Origin of the sequence: Kibdelosporangium aridum (genome assembly GCF_900176515.1) — a bacterium.
Classification (GTDB): domain Bacteria; phylum Actinomycetota; class Actinomycetes; order Mycobacteriales; family Pseudonocardiaceae; genus Kibdelosporangium; species Kibdelosporangium aridum.
The window spans coordinates 680,561-696,914 of the sequence record NZ_FWXV01000001.1; the positions used below are offsets into that span (position 1 = coordinate 680,561).

Below are 16,354 nucleotides of genomic sequence, written 5' to 3' on the forward strand. Positions count from 1 at the left end.
GAACGACGGCTGTGTTGGCATTAGCCGAAAGCCTTACGTTCGCTGGCATGGGACGTCGAATTCTGCTGGCCGCGCCACGCGGTTTCTGTGCGGGCGTCGATCGTGCGATCGTCACTGTCGAACGGGCGCTGGAGGTGTACGGACCGCCGATCTATGTGCGGAAAGAAATCGTGCACAACAAGCATGTCGTGCGCACGCTCGCCGACTGCGGTGTTGTTTTCGTCGACGAGGTCGACGAAGTTCCCGCGGGTTCAGTGGTGGTGTTCTCCGCGCACGGCGTGTCGCCGAAGGTGAAGCAGGACGCGCGAAGCCAAGGGCTGACGGCGATTGACGCGACCTGTCCGCTGGTGACCAAGGTGCATCAGGAAGTAATCCGGTTCGCCAGGAACGGCTATCAAATCCTGCTCGTCGGCCACGAGGGCCACGAGGAAGTCGAAGGCACCATGGGTGAGGCACCTGACCGGGTCCAGTTGGTCGACACAGCCGAAGACGTCGGGAAAGTCACCGTGGAAAACCCGGAGAAAGTGATCTGGCTGTCCCAGACAACGCTCAGCGTAGACGAGACGATGCAACGGGTCGACGGGCTGAAGGAACGGTTCAGTGCCCTCGCGGACCCGCCGAGCAGCGATATCTGTTACGCCACCCAGAACCGCCAAGTCGCGGTGAAACTCCTCGCCCCGGAATGCGAACTCGTGCTTGTCGTCGGCTCACGCAACTCGTCGAACTCGGTGCGCCTGGTCGAGGTCGCCTTGCAGGCCGGGGCGAACGCGGCCCACCTGATCGACTCGGTGAGCGAGATCGATCCGTCCTGGTTGGACTCGGTCGCCACGATCGGGCTGACCAGCGGTGCCTCGGTGCCAGAGGTTCTGGTCACCGAGGTCGTCGGCTTCCTCGCCGAGCGGGGGTGGCCCGAGCCCGAAGAGGTTGTCACCGCTGCGGAACGGCAGGTGTTCGCCCTGCCTAGAAACCTGTCACAGTAGCTTTTTCGATCTTCACCGGCTTGGCGGGCAGGCCGTCGCCCGGCACAGCCGGGTCGGTGTCGATGATGCCGTTGGCCACGATCCGGTCCAGCACGTCCATCCCGCGCACGACCTTGCCGAACACCGAGTACTTCGGCGCGATGTTGGCGAAGGAGTGCACGATGAAGAACTCGCTGCCGTTGGTTCCCGGCCCCTGGTTGCCCATCGCGACGGTGCCGCGCGGGTAGGTCTCCTTGCCGGTGACCTCGTCGGCGAACTTGTAGCCAGGCCCGCCCACCTCGGCCTTGATCAGGTCACCGCACTGCAGCACGCCGAGCCGCGCGTTGTTCGTCAGCCGCCAGCACTGGCTCTTGTTGTAAAAGCGCTGCGCGACCAGGCTGATCATGTTGTGCGCGGCGCACGGGGCCGCGCCTGCCCGGTTGAGTTCGATGACGATCGGGCCGTGGTTGGTCTTGAACGTGACCTTCTGCGTGCCGATGGTCAGCGCGTACGGCAGTGGCCGCATGACCGGCCGAGGCGACGGGTTCTCCGGCGTCGGCGTGAACTCGCACCGGACGAACGGCTTCACGGTCGAAGCCTGGGCCGGTGCGGCCGCGAGAACTGACGCCGCCAAGGCGACGACAGTGGTGAATACCCAACGAAGCTTCATGGGCAGACAATAATGCCCAGGTCCAGCGTTTGTACCTGGCTTGTATCCGCGGTGGCCACGATGAGGCCCATGCAGGCTTCGAAGTCCTGGGGACGGCTGCTGCTCGCAGCCATGATCATGACAACCGCGTTGCCGGGCGTCGCCTCGGCCGCCGCCGAGTCACATTCCGAGAAGATCATCTTCGACGGGGGCGGCGACGACACGCTCAACGGCATCCGATACCACTCATTCCGGATCCCGGCCCTGATCCGCACCAACGACGACACACTGATCGCGTTCGTCGAAGGCCGTGCGGACAACAACGCCGACTACGGCAACATCAATCTGTTGTACAAGCGCTCGTTCGACAACGGCGCGACCTGGTCCAAGCTGGCCGAGGTGGTCGGCGGCGGACTGGGCGTGTGGGGCAACCCCACGCCGGTTGTCGACCGGTCGAACGGCAAGATCTGGCTGTTCATGAACCACCAGCCGGAAGGCCACCACCCGGTCGACTCGTGGGACGACCGGCAGGTCTGGCTCTCGTCCAGCACGAACGACGGCGCGACCTGGTCAGCGCCGGTGAACATGTCCGAGAGCCTGAAGCCCCGCGAACTGGCCACGGGCAAGAGCTGGAACTGGGACGCGGTCGGCCCTGGTGTCGGCATCCAGACGACCGTGCGCAACCCGGGCAGGCTGGTGATCCCGGCCCAGCACCGCAACATCTACAGCGACGACCACGGCCAGACCTGGAAGGTCCAGGTCATGAAGACCACGGCCGGTGCGGCGATGGAACAGACCGGCGAGTCGACCGTGCTCGAACTGGCCGACGGCAGGCTCTACCGCAACGACCGGCCGACCTCGGGCAATTGGGAGAACGTCAAACGCCGTTGGGTGGCCCGCGGCACGATCGAAGGCGGCTTCACGCCGTTCTCCGGTGCCGACTGCCTGCTCGACCCGCTGAACGAAGCGTCGACCATGCGGTACAACGCCGACGCGCCCGCGCGGCTGGCGTTCGTGAACTCGGCGAGCACCACGACCCGCACCAAGATGCGGATCCGGATGAGCGAGGACGAGGGCAAAACCTGGAGCTACAGCCGTCCGTTCTCCGACGCGCCGCTGCCCCTGGAGGGCGGCAACTACAAGGAAGGCGGCTACTCGAGCATCGTGAAGACCGCCGACTACCACGTCGGTGCGTTGATCGAGGTCAACGAGAACACTGGCAGCAGTTCGACCTCACACCGGTCGATCGCGTTCCGGAAGGTGAACCTGCCGTGGGTTCAGGGCGGCGTGCGCGAACCTACCTGCACTGAGTAAAACGACTGCGCGGCACCATCAGGATGGGTAGAAATGCCGCATGACCAGTTCCCATCTTGATGGTGCCATCCAGTTGCCCGACGGGACCTGGATCCGTGGCCGGGGTCTGATGAACTCGCAGGCCACTGGAGAGAAGCCGGAATACGGCCTGTACCTGGGGTCGGCGCGGATGCGCCGCAAGCGCGACGCCGCGATCGAATGGCCGCACGACTGGGTCGAATGGCCCGATTTCCTGCTGCCGAAGGACACCGACGCCGCGATCCGGGCGATCCGCAAACTGCACGAGACAGCGAAGTCCGGCAAGCGAGTCGAAGTCGCGTGCGGCGGAGGCAACGGCCGGACCGGCACGGTGATCTCCTGCCTGGCGATCCTGGCAGGAACCGCACCGGCCGATGCCGTCGCCTGGGTCCGTGAGCACTACCGCAGCAAGGCTGTCGAGACGCCGTGGCAGCGCAAATGGGTCCTGCGGTTCAGCGACCGGGCGCAAGTCGGCTGAAGAACCTGGTGATGTCGCCGCGCCGGAAGATCGCGACGACCACCGACGCGAGCAACAGGATCAGCGGCAGTGTGGCGTCTCCGTTCTCCAGGATGAAGATCTCGGTGGCGGAGGCGCCCACCATCACCAGCGCGAGACCCAGCGCGGCCAGCCCGGACAAGCCCGGGATGAGCAGGCCGATCGCCCCCGCGGTCTCCAGCACTCCGGTCACGTACCGCAACCACTGGCCGGAGCCGATGTCGTTGAACTTGTTCACCATGCCGGTCTCGAAGAACAGCATGTATGCGCTGTACAGGAAGTACGCGCCCAGCGCGATCTGCAGAAGCCACAGCACGATGTTGACAACCAACAACGCACCTTTTGTGCCTGTTCCGTCCGACATGGCGACAGACTGTACTCGCGAAGGTTCTACTCCACCGGCCAGGTGTGTACCGGCTTGTTGGAGTGCATGTGGGTGATGTACAGGTTCAGCATTCGCTTGAGCGCTGTGTAGCGGTCGGCGTTGTCCCGTTCTTCGATCCGCGCGACCTCGCTGACCTGCCACGTCGCGCCGTTGCGGCCGGTGAGGCAGCGGTCCTGGATGATTCCGAGCAGCCGGTCTCGCTCGTCGGGGTGGACACCCCACCGGTCGAGACCCTCGTACGCCATCGGCAGCAGCCGCCGCAGGACGAGCTCGGCCGCCGGCACGAAACCGACGCCCGGCCAGTACAGCTGAGCCTCAAGTCCTTGCCGTGCACCCAGGTGGAAGTTCTCCTCGGCCGCGCTGAACGACATCTGTGACCAGATCGGGCGTTCGGCCTCGGCCAGCATCCGGACGACGCCGAAGTAGAACGCCGCGTTGGCCAGCATGTCCGCGACCGTGGGACCTGCCGGCAGGACCCGGTTCTCCACGCGCAGGTGCGGTGTCCCCGATACCACGTCGTACACCGGGCGGTTCCACCGATAGATCGTTCCGTTGTGCAGCCGCAGCTCGGCCAGTGACGGGATTTTCCCCGCCTCCAACGCCTCGAACGGGTCCTCTTCGTCCACAATGGGCAGCAGCGCCGGATAGAGCCGGACGTTCTCCTCGAACAGGTCGAACACCGACGTGATCCACCGTTCGCCGAACCACACCCGTGGCCGCACACCCTGGGCCTTCAACTCGTCCGGCCGGGTGTCGGTTGCCTGCTCGAACAACGGCACCCGGGTCTCCTGCCACAGGTTCTGCCCGAACAGGAACGGCGAGTTCGCGGCCAGCGCGAGCTGGACACCGGCGATCGCCTGCGCGGCGTTCCAGTACGCCGAGAACTGTGCCGGGCTGACCTGCAGGTGCAGCTGTGAGCTGGTGCACGCGGACTCGGGCGCGATCGAGTCGCACGTGACTTCGAGGCGTTCGGTTCCCTCGATCGAGATGTGCATGTCCTCGCCGCGCGCGGTGAAGATCTGGTCGTTCAGCAAGGCATAGCGCGGGTTCGCGGACAACGTCTCGCGCGTCAGGTCGGTCGCCCGCAACGTCGGCAGGATGCCGACCATCACCATGTGCGCGCCTTTGGTGCGTGCCTTGGTCTCCGCGGCGTTCAGGCTGGCCCGCACCTGTTCCTCGAACTTCGTGATGCCCCCGCCGGACAGCTCACGCGGCTGGACGTTGATCTCGATGTTGAACTGGCCGAGTTCGGTGACGAAGTCCGGATCCGCGATCGCGTTGAGCACTTCCTCGTTGCGCATCGCCGGTTCGGTCTGGTTGTTCACCAGGTTCAGCTCGATCTCCAGTCCGGTCATCGGCCGCTCGAAGTCGAACCGGGACTCCTGCAGCATCCGGGCGAACGCGTCGAGGCAGCGCCGGACCTTGTGGCGGTAGCGGGTTCTGTCGTCGCGGCTGAATTCCCGCTTCTCGACTTCCTGGCCCATGTCAGCCTCCCTTGATCCAGAGTCCGATCAGGCCGCGGAAGTGCGCGACGAACCGATCATGCTCCGCCGGTGGATAGGTCGTGCGTACCGTGTCGACGAGCAGCGCGTCGAAATCAGGTGAGGAGACCCAGTCCCGCACCATGTCGTCCACATGGGACAAGGACGTGGCGCAGAACTCGTGGTATCGGGCCGTGTCGAAGTAGTCGTCGGCGAGCTTGAGGTACTCGGCCAGCTTGGCCGAGTAGTCCATTTCGGAGTCGGCGACCTCGAAGTAGCGCCTGGTGTCCAGATCCAGCTGGGCCTTGCGCTCGGTCACCGCGCAGAACACCGACCACTTCAGCAAAGCACCGATCGCCCAGGGGAAGTAGTAGTGCAGCGAGGTGATCGAGATGTCCGGGCACGCGTTGGCGTAGTCGATCGGGTAGACCTCGGATCCGACGACCAGGCTCTCGCAGGAGTTGAACTCCCACCGGAAGAACGCGTTGATCAGCCGGGAGATCGTGACGACCTCGGTGCCGGCCTCGGGGGAGAGGAAGCCGTGTTGCACGGCGTAGCGCTCGTGCATCGGTTTTTCCGGCTGGAACCGCATGACCATGGTGTCCGGCCCGATCGTCAACGACCGTGCGAACGAGTCGTAGCCTTCGATCGAGGCCTGCAGGTGCATCAGCATCTCGCCGGAGGCGTCATAAGCCGCGTGCAGTGTCTGACGATCAGTGATCCGGGAGACGCCACGCCACGCGCCACCGTCGTAAGGCTTCATGAACAGCGGATAGCCGACCTGGTCGGCGACGGCGTCCAAATCGAACGGCCGGTTGTACTTCGCCGCGGTGTAAGCGTATTTGGCGTGGTCGACCGGGTTCTTGTACGGCACGAGCCACGTCGGCGGCACCTTCAACCCCAGCCGCATCATCGCGCAGTACGCCGCGTGCTTCTCCATCGACTGGAACGTGAACGGGCTGTTGAGCAGGTACACGTCGTCCATCAACGCGACCTTCTTCAACCACTCCCGCGGCACGTAGTACCAGTACGCGAGCCGGTCGATGACCAAGTCGTAACGCGGTTCCGCGCGCAGGTCGAACGGTTCGATGGTGATCCGCTCGGTCGCCACTGTGTGGTCGACGCCCGCGCTGTCCCGTACCGGCCCGAGGCGTTTCACCAAAGTCTCGAACGCGCGCGGCCAGTCCTCCTCGGTGCCCAGCAACAGTCCGAGCAAATGCTCTGTGCGGTCTGGCATGCGCGGTCCTCCCTATACGAACCTGGGCAGGTGGTGGGCGATCTGGGAGCGCCACGACGGCCAGTCGTGCGGCACGTCATGACCCCATACGTCGAGTTCGCAGCGCAGACCCTTGGCGCGCAGCAGATCGGCCATGTGCCGGGTGGACGGCAGCGAGCCGGTGGTGTCCTCCCACTGTCCCTGGCCGACCACGAGCAGGATCGACAGCCGGGACCGCAACCAGTCCAGATGGGAGCCGTTCAGATTCGGTACGAAGTCGACCGGGTTGGCGAAGTACGTCGCGTCGCCGCGCTCGCCCCAACCGTGCCACGAGGACGCGTCGTAGTTTCCGGAGAGGCCTAACGCGAGGGGGAACAGATCGGCGCGGCGCAGTGCGAACAGCACCGAGTGGAACGCGCCGAGCGAGCATCCCATCGTGGCCACCTCCTGCGGTCCGCCACAATGAGCGTGGATCATCGGCAGCACATGATCAAGGACCCACGCTTCGTAGGTGCCATGGTGCCTGGCGCGGTCCTCCATCGGGATCGACCGGTTGGACCATGACGCGCCGTCGAACGAGTCGACGCAGTAGAGCTTGACGCGGCCGTCGTCCAGCAACGGGCGGATCGCGTCGATCATCCCGTTGCTCTCCCAGTCCCACGCCCTGCCCTGCTCGGACGGGAACACCAGGAATGGCCTGCCGTAGTGGCCGTACGCGATGACCGTTCCGCCGGCCAGCTCTACTTGATCACGCCTCAAGATCCCTCCCACACCGTGCGCAGCAGGTCAGCCAGCGCGGGGTCGAACGCGTCCCGCCACCCCACATAGTTGTGTGCGTCCGGCACCTCCACCAGTCCTGTCGGATATCCCAGTGCCACCAACGCCGCGGCCATCTGGCGATTGTTGGCCAGGTTCTCCTCGGCGAGGCCGCACGTGAGCGTCACCGGGACCGGCTTGCCCTTGCTCGTGCCGCGCACGATCCCGCTGACGAACCTGGTGACCCGCCGATACCGGCTGTACCCCGACTCCTGCGGATCCAACCGCCGGTCGAAGAACGAACCCGACTGCAGCAACAGCCCACCGAACAGGCCTGGCCTGCGGCGTTGCGCGTGCAGCATGGCCAGCCCGCCGAGACTCGCACCCATCCCGACCACCGGCTTCCGCACTGCGACCAGGCGCTTGATCGCGGGCAGCAGGTCACGGGCGAGCCTGCGGGCGTACTCGGGGTTGCCGGAATACTCGTCGTCGCGATCACCCGGCTGGAGCAGCGCCACCCGGTGCGGGATCTTGAACCACGCGGAGAACCTGGTCAGGCCGGCCAACCGGTCGTACTCCGGGCCGTCGTTGGCCACCAGCAACGGCATCGGTCCTTCGCCGGGCGACCACAGCTGGGCCTTGATGCCCGGGACGTCGAGATCCACGTACTCGCCGGTCGCCGGGGTGTCCAGCCAGGCTGGTCTGACGTAGTCCGGGAACTCCACCACCGACTTGTCACCGAACGCGCCCGGCGCACGCTTGTCGTTGCCCGGATCGCAGATCTCCTCGACCCCGCCGTCGCGGTGCCGCAGTTGCAGGCGGTATTCCATCCGCCAGACCGGTGGACGGTTGAGCAGCAACGTCCAGCACTCGTCGCCGTGCGTGAACTCCAGTTCGGCGTTCGGCAGCGACAACGCGGGCAGCAGCCGGACCCCGGCGAGGACTGGGCCGTTGTCGGGCAGCCGGAACGTCACCGAGCTGTCGGTGACCAGCGGGCCGCCTTTTGGGGTCGATTCGTCCACGACGATCACGATCTCATGGCATAGTCCGCCGACGTGAAAACTCGGTGGGGGCAAGTTCTCGCAGTGGTTGCCGCCGTTGTGGTGATCGGCCTGGTCACGGTCCTGCTCGTGGCCAACACCGAACCCGGTGCCGGGCCGAGGCCGACGACGACAACGACGACAACCAGGAAGACCACTACGGCGACCCCGCCGCCACGGCCGACGCTGACGGTCGACTCCGGCTGCCGGACCGCGCAGGGACGGGAGCGTCTGGTCGACGTGCCGCAACACGTCACCGATCGGGTGAACCGCGCCTGGGAGCGGATCGAGAAGTGGCTGGCGGCGAAGGCCCCGGCGAGCGCGCGGACCTTGGCCCCACCTGCCACGCGTGAGGCGATCTCGGACATGCAGCGGCAGCTGGGCGTCCCGGTTCCGGCTGAGCTGATCGCCTCGTTGCTCCGGCACAACGGCGCGGGCACGACCATGCGGGGCTTCACTTTGCCGCCGTTCTACACCCCGATGTCGACGACCGCCATCGTCGACTACCACAAGATGCTGTGCGACATCCTCATCTCCAGCGGGCACAACGAAAGCGTCGGCTCGTGGTGGCACGGCCAGGTCATCCCGTTCGCGCAGGACTTCGCCGGCGGCAATCTCCTGCTCGACCAGCGGCCGGGCCGCAAAGGCAAGCTGGGGGACCGGGACGAGGAAACCGAGATGATGTTCGACCGGTGGCCTGCGACGCTGACTGACCTGCTGGAACAGACCGCCACCGCGTTGGAGACGAACGGCGTCGTGCGGAACTACCACCCCAAGGTGGTCGAGGACGGCATACTGGACTGGGACATCCGCTGATCCCCGCTGTCCACAATGTACTGATGGGTGCGGGTACGGTGGACTTGTGCCGCCAAGCGACCGGATCCGCCGCGACGCCGAGACCAATCTGCGCAGGGTCCTGGCCGCGGCGGCGGAGGTGTTCGCCACCCAAGGCCTCGACGCGACCCTCGCTGACGTGGCCAAACACGCCGGGGTCGGGGTCGGCACGGTTTATCGGCGCTTTGCCAACAAGGACGAGCTGATCTACGAGGTCTATCGCGAGCGGATCCGTGCCGCCGAGGACCTGGCCATGCGGGCGAGCGAGGCTGACGACGTCTGGGCCGCGTTCGAGCAGTTCTTCGAGTCGTCCATCCGGGAGCTCGCCGCCGACCGTGGCCTGTGGCAACTGACCACGAGCGGCTTCACCGACTCGCTCGGCTGGTCCCGTGGCGCCGAGCCGACCCGGCTCGCCGAACTGCTCGCCGACACCCACAAGATCACCGGCGGCTACCTGGACAAGCTGGTCAGCCGGGCCAAGGCGGCCGGTCACCTGCGGGCGGACTTCGAGACCGCGGATATGACGGTGCTGTCCGCGGCGGTCCAGGCCACCATCACATTCGGCGATGACGCCTCCCGGCGCGCCCTCGGATTCATCCTGGACGGCCTGCGTCAACGCGCGTGAACGAAACGTGCACGCGACGGTGACGCGGCGGGGGTTGCATCAGTGGCATGACCGAAAAGAAGATCATCGCCGTTGTCGGAGCCACTGGTCAGCAGGGTGGCGGTCTCGCCCGCGCGATACTCGACGACCCGTCCGGTGAGTTCGCTGTCCGTGCTCTGACTCGCAATGCCGAGTCTGACGTTGCTCGCGAGTTGGCGGCGCGTGGCGCGCAGATCGTCAAGGCCGACCTGGATGACCCGGACTCCGTGCGAGCGGCGTTCCAGGGCGCATACGGCGCCTTCGTGGTGACCGCGTTCTGGGAGTACGGGTCGGCCGAGCGCGAGCAGGCGCACGTGCGTGCCGCGGTCGACGCCGCCAAGGCGGCCAACCTGCAGCACGTTGTCTGGTCGACGCTGCCGGACACGCGGCTGCACGTGCCGATCGAGGACGACCGGATGCCCACGTTGCACGGCAAGTACAAGGTGCCGCACTTCGACAGCAAGGGCGAGTCCGACAAGCTGTTCACCGAAGCCGGTGTGCCGACCACGTTCCTGAGCACGACCATGTACTTCGAGTCCTTCTTGCACTTTTTCAAGCCAGTCCGTGACGAGCAGGGCACGTTGTACATCACGCTGCCGATGGCCGGCACCCCGCTGCCAGGCGTGGCCCGTGACGACATCGGCCGCACCGCGTTCGGCATCTTCAAGCGCGGCAAGGACCTGATCGGCGAGACCGTGAACCTGTCGGGCGAGAACCTCACCGGCCAGGAATACGCCGCCGAGCTGGGCAAAGCGCTGGGTGAGACGGTCGAGTACCGGCCGATGACCTTCGACCAGGTGCGGGCGCTGCCGGTGCCCGGCGCCGACGACATCGGCAACATGTTCCAGTACTACTCGGAGTTCTCCGACTACTTCGCAGGCGTACGCAGGCCGGAGTACGTCCGGACGATCAACCCCGACCTGCAGGACTTCGCCACCTGGCTGTCCCTGCACAAGGCGGAGTTCGCGGAATAACGGCGGCGGCACGCCGGTTGACTTGAACATTCATGTCATGCTTGGGTAGGTGAGGGACATGCAGTTCGGCATCTTCGGGGTCGGGGACATCGCGATCGACCCGTGGACGGGCAAGGCGCCGTCCGAACACGAGCGCATCAAGAACATGGTGACGATCGCGGCCAAGGCGGAGGAGATCGGACTGGATGTCGTCGCGGTCGGCGAACACCACAACCCGCCGTTCGTGACGTCGTCGCCGACCACGATCCTCGGCTACATCGCCGCGCGGACCAGCAGGATCATCCTGTCCACATCGGTCACGCTGATCACCACGAACGATCCGGTGAAAATCGCCGAGGACTACGCCACCTTGCAGCACCTCGCGGACGGCAGGGTGGACCTGATGCTCGGCCGCGGCAACACCGGACCGGTGTATCCGTGGTTCGGCAAGGACATCCGCGACGGCCTCAGCCTCGCGGTGGAGAACTACGCGCTGCTGCGGCAGTTGTGGCGGGAGGACGTGGTGGACTGGGAGGGCAAGCACCGCACTGCGTTGCAGTCCTTCACGTCCACGCCACGGCCGCTCGACGGTGTGCCGCCGTTCGTCTGGCACGGCTCCATCCGCAGCCCGGAGATCGCGGTCCAGGCCGGGTTCTACGGCGACGGGTTCTTCCACAACAACATCTTCTGGCCCAAGGAGCACACCAGGCGGATGATCGACCTGTACCGCGGTCAGTTCGAGCACTACGGGCACGGGCCAGCCGACCAGGCGATCGTGGGACTCGGCGGGCAGACGTTCATGCGGCGCAACTCGCAGGACGCGATCAAGGAGTTCCGGCCGTACTTCGACAACTCCCCGGTGTACGGCGGTGGGCCGTCGCTGGAGCAGACCATGCGGGAAACACCGATCTCGGTCGGCAGTCCCCAGGAGGTCATCGACCGGACGCTGCGGTTCCGCGAGGACTTCGGTGACTACCAGCGTCAACTGTTCAATGTGGACGGTATGGGACTTCCGCGGAAGGTCGTCCTCGAACAGCTGGACATCATCGGCGAGGAAGTCCTTCCCGTGCTGCGCAAGGAGTTCGAGTCGATGAAGCCGAAGGCGCCGACACACGAGACGCTGAAGGTGGCATCATGACACGCACACTCGCTGTGGTGTCCGCGGGCCTGAGCCAGCCGTCGTCGAGCCGCCTGCTCGCTGACCGGCTGGCCGCGGCCACGGTTCGGGCGGTGCCCGACGAAGTGGACGTGCGGACGATCGAACTCCGCGGTCATGCGCACAGCCTCGTCGATGCGATGTTGTCGGGCTTCCCGCCGCAGGACTTCAAACCCGTGCTGGACACCGTGGCCGATGCGGACGGCCTGATCGTGGTCACGCCAACGTATGCCGCGTCCTACAGTGGGCTGTTCAAGTCCTTTGTGGATGTGCTTGGCCAGGGTGTGGTCGCCGGAAAGCCGGTGCTGATCGGCGCGACAGGTGGTACGGAACGGCATTCGCTGGTACTCGACTACGCGATGCGGCCGTTGTTCACGTACCTGAAGGCGATTGTCGTGCCGACAGGGGTCTACGCGGCCTCAGAGGACTGGGCCGGGAACACACTGTCCGCCCGGATCGACCGCGCGGCGGGCGAACTGGCGCACGAGTTGGCGGTGCGGGAGCGAACGGTCATGACGGACCCGTTCGCGAGTCCGACGCCGTTCGAACATCTCCTGTCCGGAAGCTGACCAGGTGAGGAGTCAAGGGTGGAGCTGCGGTTCGAGGTGCTGGGCCCGGTCCGCGCGTGGCGCGGCGACACCGAGGTGGAGCTCGGGTCGCCACAGCAACGCGCGATCCTGGCGATCCTGCTGTTGCACAACGGGACCGCGGCGTCGCCGGACCAGCTGATCAGAGCGACGTGGGGCGGCGAAGCCCCACGCGCCGCGATCGGCATGGTCCGGTCGTATGTGTCACGGTTGCGCAGTGCGCTCGGCCCGGTGATCGAGTCTGTGGCGCATGGGTACGCGCTGCCCAAGCCTTCCCTTGACCTGACTGACTTCCAGCGGCACATCAGCGCGGCCAGGGCTGGTGACCTCGCCACCCGTGCTGCGGAGCTGCGCGCGGCTTTGGCGCTGTGGAAGGGAACTCCGCTCGGAGGTGTGCGCGGTGAATACGCCGAGGCGGAACGCGTACGCCTGGAGAACGTGCAGCTCACCGTGATTGAAGACCTGACCGCGGCCGACATCGAGCTCGGCAGGCACGCTGAGGCCGTCGCCGACTTGATGGCGTTGGTCGATCGGCATCCGTTCCGCGAACGGCCGCGGGAACTGCTGATGCTGGCGCTGTACCGGTCGGGGCGCCAGGCCGAAGCGCTGGCGTTGTTCGACGAGACCCGCCGCGTGCTCAGCGCGGAACTCGGCATCGCGCCAGGTCCGGAGCTGCGTGAGATGCACCAGCGAATCCTGGTCGCCGACCCCGCGTTGACGCCGGCCGAGACGGTTGCGCCAATGCCGGCGCAACTGCCCGCGGACACGCCGTTCTTCGTGGGCCGCCACCAGTTGTTGCCGCAGATCACGGCCGCCTTGCGGGACGGCATTCCGGTCGGGATCGAAGGCTTGTCCGGTGTGGGCAAGACCGCGCTGGCGGTCCATGTCGGACACCGGATGGCGTCGGAGTTCCCCGATGGCACGTTGTTCGTCGACCTGAACGAATCACCCGATCCACTGGCCGAGTTGTTGCACGCTGTCGGTGTCGTCGAACTGCCTCGGACACAGTGGGAACGTCAGACGTTGTGGCGCACGTTGACCAGCGTGAAGCGGATGCTGATCGTGATCGACAACGTGCGCGACTCCGTTTCCGCGCTGCTGCCCAGTTCAGGCGGTGTGCTCATGACCGCACGGCAACGGTTGTACGACCCGCCGCACGCCCGGTGGATCGCCATGGGCGGCCTCGACGAGGACGAGTCGGTCATGCTGCTCGAGCACATGATCGGGGAAGCGAGGGTGCGGGCCGAGCCGATCGCGTCCCGGCGGCTGGCCGGCATCACCATGGGCATCCCGCACTTGCTGCAGGCGATGGGAAACCGGATCGCGTCGAGACCGAAGTGGACGATCGCGTCGGTCACCGAACGAGCCGAACGGCGCACACCGGGCGCGCCTGCCCAACCACCGGAGTGCGCGATGATCGAGCGGCCGTTCAAGCAGATGCTGGCCGACCTCGACCAGGAACAAACGCGGACGTTGCTGCTGGTATCGCTGATCGACTCGCCGGATATCGGGGTACGGGCGGCGGCCGCGTTGCTCGACCGGCCTCCCACACTGACCGAAGACCTGCTTGAGTCCTTGGTGGACAGGCACATGCTGGAGAGCACGGTCCAAGACCGGTACCGATTCCTGACCCCAGTCAAGAAATTCGCCCGTGCGCGGGCGGTGAGCGACTTCGGCCGGGTGGAGTGTGAGGCCGCGCTCGGCAGGCTGGACGCGTACCACGAAAGCCAGTTCGCCGAAGCGTCACACGGCCTGAGGCAAGTGACGAGTGTGTGACGGGGCGCGTCATAGCGTCCGCACATGAACAGCATCACCGCACGGTTCGCACTGGTCCTGGCCGCCGTGGGCTGGGGCGGTGCGACCACAGCGACGAAATACGCACTGGACGGGTTCGGGCCGTCCACACTGTTGTTGGTCAAGCTGGCCGCCGCAGCCCTTGTGTTGTGGGCGGTTCTGGCCGTACGAGGCGCGCCGCGACTCACGCGCAGGGGCCGACTCGCCTGGCTGGGCCTGTTCGAACCCACGCTCGCGTATGGCGCGTTGACGCTCGGCCTTGCCTATACAACCGCAACCAACGCGGCACTACTCGGCGCGAGCGAGGCGTGTTTCGTCGTCGCGCTGGCCGCGGTGTTCCTCAAGGAACGGATCGGTGCTCGGTCGCTGATCGGCCTGTTGCTGGCGTTCGTCGGCGTGCTGCTGATCGAGGAAGCCTTCGCGGTCTCGCCGTCGTTCACCTTCGGCGACATGATCATCCTGGCGGGCAACCTGGCCGCGGCGATCTACGTGATCCTGGCCGCCAAGGTCGCGCCGACCGTCGACACGCTGTCGATGACCGCGTATCAGTTCCTGTGGGGCGCGGCGATGTCGGTGCCGTTCGCGGTGTTCCAGTGGTCGACCGGTCGGGAAGCGCTCCCGGTCGACGTCCCGTGGCAGTTCTGGGCGGTCGCGGTGACGATCGGCGGACTCGGGTTCGCGGGCAGTTTCCTCCTCTACAACCACGTCATCAGGTTCATCCCCGCCGGGCTGGCCGGGGTCACGCTGAACCTCGTGCCGCTGTTCGGCGTGCTCACCGCGATCGTGTTCCTGGGCGAGGACCTGACTGTCTGGACGTTCACCGGTGGTGTCGCGGTCATCGCCGGGATCATGATGTTCCCGTCAGACGCTGGCGACCACGGCGTGCTGCGGCAGCCGGGCGTCGATGGCGCGCATTCCCCAGGCAGCGAGGCAAGCACACGCGAAGACGACCGCCCACGGCAGCCAGATCGCGACCTCGAACAGAGCGACGACACCAGGCGCCGCGACACCCGCGACGGCGAACGAGTATTGGAAGGCCGCTAGATACCGGCCACGGACAGCGGGCGGCGCAGCGGCCTCCGCCAGCGCGTTGACCCGTGAGTGGAACACCAACCCAGCTGCGGCTACGACCAAAGTGGTCGCCAACAGGTAAGGAATGCGCCAACCCGGCGGCAGCGCCACAGCGGCGACGCTGACAAGGCACCACAACGCGAAGAGTCCCGCGCTCAGCGCGATGGCGGTGGTGCGCTTGTACACGCGGGTCGCGTGCACGGCCAGAGTGCCGCAGGTCGCGTTGATCGCGGTGAACAAGGCCAGGATGACGCCAGGAACCCAGGCGGGCATGTGCAGCTGGTCGATCGCGAACACGGGGACACCGATCAGGAAGAAATCGGTGGCCAGACCGACGAGGAACGTCAACGCGATCAGCGTGAGGTAGGGGCGATCACGCAACGGCCCGTGAGCCTTGAGTTTCTCCGTCACCGCATGCACTTCCGGATGTACCCGGAACCACAACAGCAGGGCGCACAACAGGAAACTCACACCGTCCACCGCGATCGCGACCGTGTACCCAGTGGGACCGGTCGTTGTCAGCAGCAGACCGGCGGCCAGGCTTCCGGCGCCGAACGAGGCGTTGCGCACCATGCCCGCCACCGCGAACGCCTTGTCCTTCGGGCCGGAACCGGCCACGTCGGCGATCAGCGCGAACAGGGAGCCGTAGAACATTTGTTGGCCAGCGGCCAACAAGACGGCTGCGAGCACGGTCAGCACGAACCCGTCCGCGAGGAGATAGGTAAACGCGCCCGCTGCCTGCACGACCTGTGCGAGAACCACGACGTTGCGCGGGCCGGCGCGATCCACCAACCGGCCGGTCACTGGCAGAATCCCGAGGCCGACCAAGGTTCCGATCATCACGGCCGTGCCCGCCTGTCCCAGCGGCAGACCCACCACGTCGACCACGTAGACCAGCGCCAACGGCAGGAACAGCCCGGAACCGAAGTTGTCCACGGCCAGGGCGATGAGCAGGGCGATCCGACTGTTCCCCATCCAGCACACCGTAGCGGCAAAGGATCA

16 protein-coding genes and 1 pseudogene are annotated in these 16,354 nt (G+C 66.2%); 10 read left to right on the top strand and 7 right to left on the bottom strand.

Features of this window, described 5'->3' with window-relative positions:
- Positions 1-47: 47 nt before the first annotated feature.
- Positions 48-980: a 4-hydroxy-3-methylbut-2-enyl diphosphate reductase gene (locus B9C43_RS02620; protein ID WP_084424409.1), complete on the top strand. Its 933-nt coding sequence runs from the start codon at positions 48-50 to the stop codon at positions 978-980.
- On the opposite strand, the gene B9C43_RS02625 is transcribed toward B9C43_RS02620, so the two are convergent.
- Positions 961-1,629 (bottom strand): peptidylprolyl isomerase, encoded by a 669-nt coding sequence (locus B9C43_RS02625; RefSeq protein WP_084424410.1) that lies wholly within the window; start codon positions 1,627-1,629, stop codon positions 961-963. The genes B9C43_RS02620 and B9C43_RS02625 overlap by 20 nt on opposite strands.
- A gap of 69 nt (positions 1,630-1,698) precedes the next feature.
- Between B9C43_RS02625 and B9C43_RS02630 the strand changes: the two genes are divergently transcribed.
- Positions 1,699-2,922: a sialidase family protein gene (locus tag B9C43_RS02630; protein ID WP_160096259.1), complete on the top strand. Its 1,224-nt coding sequence runs from the start codon at positions 1,699-1,701 to the stop codon at positions 2,920-2,922.
- Positions 2,923-2,962: 40 nt separating this feature from the next.
- Complete coding sequence (locus B9C43_RS02635) at positions 2,963-3,418, top strand: protein-tyrosine phosphatase family protein (RefSeq protein WP_033379935.1); 456 nt, start codon at positions 2,963-2,965, stop codon at positions 3,416-3,418.
- On the opposite strand, the gene B9C43_RS02640 is transcribed toward B9C43_RS02635, so the two are convergent.
- From B9C43_RS02640 to B9C43_RS57405, 5 genes are read right to left on the bottom strand one after another with little or no spacing between them, the layout of a single operon-like run.
- Complete coding sequence (locus B9C43_RS02640; RefSeq protein ID WP_084424412.1) at positions 3,393-3,800, bottom strand: DoxX family protein; 408 nt, start codon at positions 3,798-3,800, stop codon at positions 3,393-3,395. The two genes, B9C43_RS02635 and B9C43_RS02640, sit on opposite strands and share 26 nt — an antisense overlap.
- A 26-nt stretch (positions 3,801-3,826) precedes the next feature.
- Positions 3,827-5,305, bottom strand: a complete 1,479-nt coding sequence (locus B9C43_RS02645) for a glutamate-cysteine ligase family protein (protein ID WP_084424413.1) — start codon at positions 5,303-5,305, stop codon at positions 3,827-3,829.
- A gap of 1 nt (position 5,306) precedes the next feature.
- Complete coding sequence (locus B9C43_RS02650; protein WP_033379932.1) at positions 5,307-6,539, bottom strand: ATP-grasp domain-containing protein; 1,233 nt, start codon at positions 6,537-6,539, stop codon at positions 5,307-5,309.
- 12 nt (positions 6,540-6,551) lie between these two features.
- Complete coding sequence (locus B9C43_RS02655) at positions 6,552-7,277, bottom strand: esterase family protein (protein WP_084425544.1); 726 nt, start codon at positions 7,275-7,277, stop codon at positions 6,552-6,554.
- The gene (locus tag B9C43_RS57405) at positions 7,274-8,296 is read right to left on the bottom strand and encodes an alpha/beta hydrolase (RefSeq protein WP_200825406.1); all 1,023 of its coding nucleotides are present in this window, start codon (positions 8,294-8,296) and stop codon (positions 7,274-7,276) included. Before B9C43_RS57405 ends, B9C43_RS02655 begins: the two co-directional genes overlap by 4 nt.
- A gap of 33 nt (positions 8,297-8,329) precedes the next feature.
- On the opposite strand from B9C43_RS57405, the gene B9C43_RS02665 reads away from it, so the two are divergent.
- From B9C43_RS02665 to B9C43_RS02695, 7 genes and pseudogenes are all read left to right on the top strand, one after another.
- Positions 8,330-9,130: an SMI1/KNR4 family protein gene (locus B9C43_RS02665; protein WP_084424414.1), complete on the top strand. Its 801-nt coding sequence runs from the start codon at positions 8,330-8,332 to the stop codon at positions 9,128-9,130.
- A 46-nt stretch (positions 9,131-9,176) separates the two neighbouring features.
- On the top strand, positions 9,177-9,773 hold the full coding sequence (locus tag B9C43_RS02670; RefSeq protein WP_160096261.1) for a TetR/AcrR family transcriptional regulator: 597 nt from the start codon (positions 9,177-9,179) through the stop codon (positions 9,771-9,773).
- A 47-nt stretch (positions 9,774-9,820) separates the two neighbouring features.
- Positions 9,821-10,765 carry an NmrA/HSCARG family protein gene (locus tag B9C43_RS02675; RefSeq protein WP_084424416.1) on the top strand — a complete coding sequence of 315 codons (945 nt, stop codon included), beginning with the start codon at positions 9,821-9,823 and terminating at the stop codon, positions 10,763-10,765.
- 58 nt (positions 10,766-10,823) lie between these two features.
- On the top strand, positions 10,824-11,882 hold the full coding sequence (locus B9C43_RS02680) for an LLM class flavin-dependent oxidoreductase (RefSeq protein ID WP_084424417.1): 1,059 nt from the start codon (positions 10,824-10,826) through the stop codon (positions 11,880-11,882).
- Positions 11,879-12,469 carry an FMN reductase gene (locus B9C43_RS02685; RefSeq protein WP_084424418.1) on the top strand — a complete coding sequence of 197 codons (591 nt, stop codon included), beginning with the start codon at positions 11,879-11,881 and terminating at the stop codon, positions 12,467-12,469. The genes B9C43_RS02680 and B9C43_RS02685 overlap by 4 nt, the downstream gene beginning before the upstream one ends.
- An 18-nt stretch (positions 12,470-12,487) precedes the next feature.
- A complete protein-coding gene (locus B9C43_RS02690; protein WP_084424419.1) occupies positions 12,488-14,263 on the top strand; it encodes an AfsR/SARP family transcriptional regulator in 1,776 nt (591 codons plus the stop codon).
- Between the two features lie 24 nt (positions 14,264-14,287).
- Positions 14,288-15,124: pseudogene (locus B9C43_RS02695) on the top strand (DMT family transporter); the annotation flags it as partial.
- Between the two features lie 18 nt (positions 15,125-15,142).
- Here B9C43_RS02695 and B9C43_RS58300 read toward each other — a convergent pair.
- Entirely contained in the window at positions 15,143-16,327 is a 1,185-nt protein-coding gene (locus tag B9C43_RS58300) for an MFS transporter (RefSeq protein ID WP_084424421.1), read from the bottom strand.
- Positions 16,328-16,354 lie beyond the last annotated feature (27 nt).

Excerpts from the sequence above, each read along its gene's own strand:
- B9C43_RS02675 (WP_084424416.1), top strand. The coding sequence starts at position 9,821 with ATGACCGAAAAGAAGATCATCGCCGTTGTCGGAGCCACTGGTCAGCAG.
- B9C43_RS02680 (WP_084424417.1), top strand. The coding sequence starts at position 10,824 with ATGCAGTTCGGCATCTTCGGGGTCGGGGACATCGCGATCGACCCGTGG.
- B9C43_RS02635 (WP_033379935.1), top strand. The coding sequence starts at position 2,963 with ATGACCAGTTCCCATCTTGATGGTGCCATCCAGTTGCCCGACGGGACC.
- B9C43_RS02640 (WP_084424412.1), bottom strand. The coding sequence starts at position 3,800 with ATGTCGGACGGAACAGGCACAAAAGGTGCGTTGTTGGTTGTCAACATC.
- B9C43_RS02620 (WP_084424409.1), top strand. The coding sequence starts at position 48 with ATGGGACGTCGAATTCTGCTGGCCGCGCCACGCGGTTTCTGTGCGGGC.
- B9C43_RS58300 (WP_084424421.1), bottom strand. The coding sequence starts at position 16,327 with ATGGGGAACAGTCGGATCGCCCTGCTCATCGCCCTGGCCGTGGACAAC.
- B9C43_RS02645 (WP_084424413.1), bottom strand. The coding sequence starts at position 5,305 with ATGGGCCAGGAAGTCGAGAAGCGGGAATTCAGCCGCGACGACAGAACC.
- B9C43_RS02685 (WP_084424418.1), top strand. The coding sequence starts at position 11,879 with ATGACACGCACACTCGCTGTGGTGTCCGCGGGCCTGAGCCAGCCGTCG.
- B9C43_RS02650 (WP_033379932.1), bottom strand. The coding sequence starts at position 6,539 with ATGCCAGACCGCACAGAGCATTTGCTCGGACTGTTGCTGGGCACCGAG.
- B9C43_RS02625 (WP_084424410.1), bottom strand. The coding sequence starts at position 1,629 with ATGAAGCTTCGTTGGGTATTCACCACTGTCGTCGCCTTGGCGGCGTCA.
- B9C43_RS02630 (WP_160096259.1), top strand. The coding sequence starts at position 1,699 with ATGCAGGCTTCGAAGTCCTGGGGACGGCTGCTGCTCGCAGCCATGATC.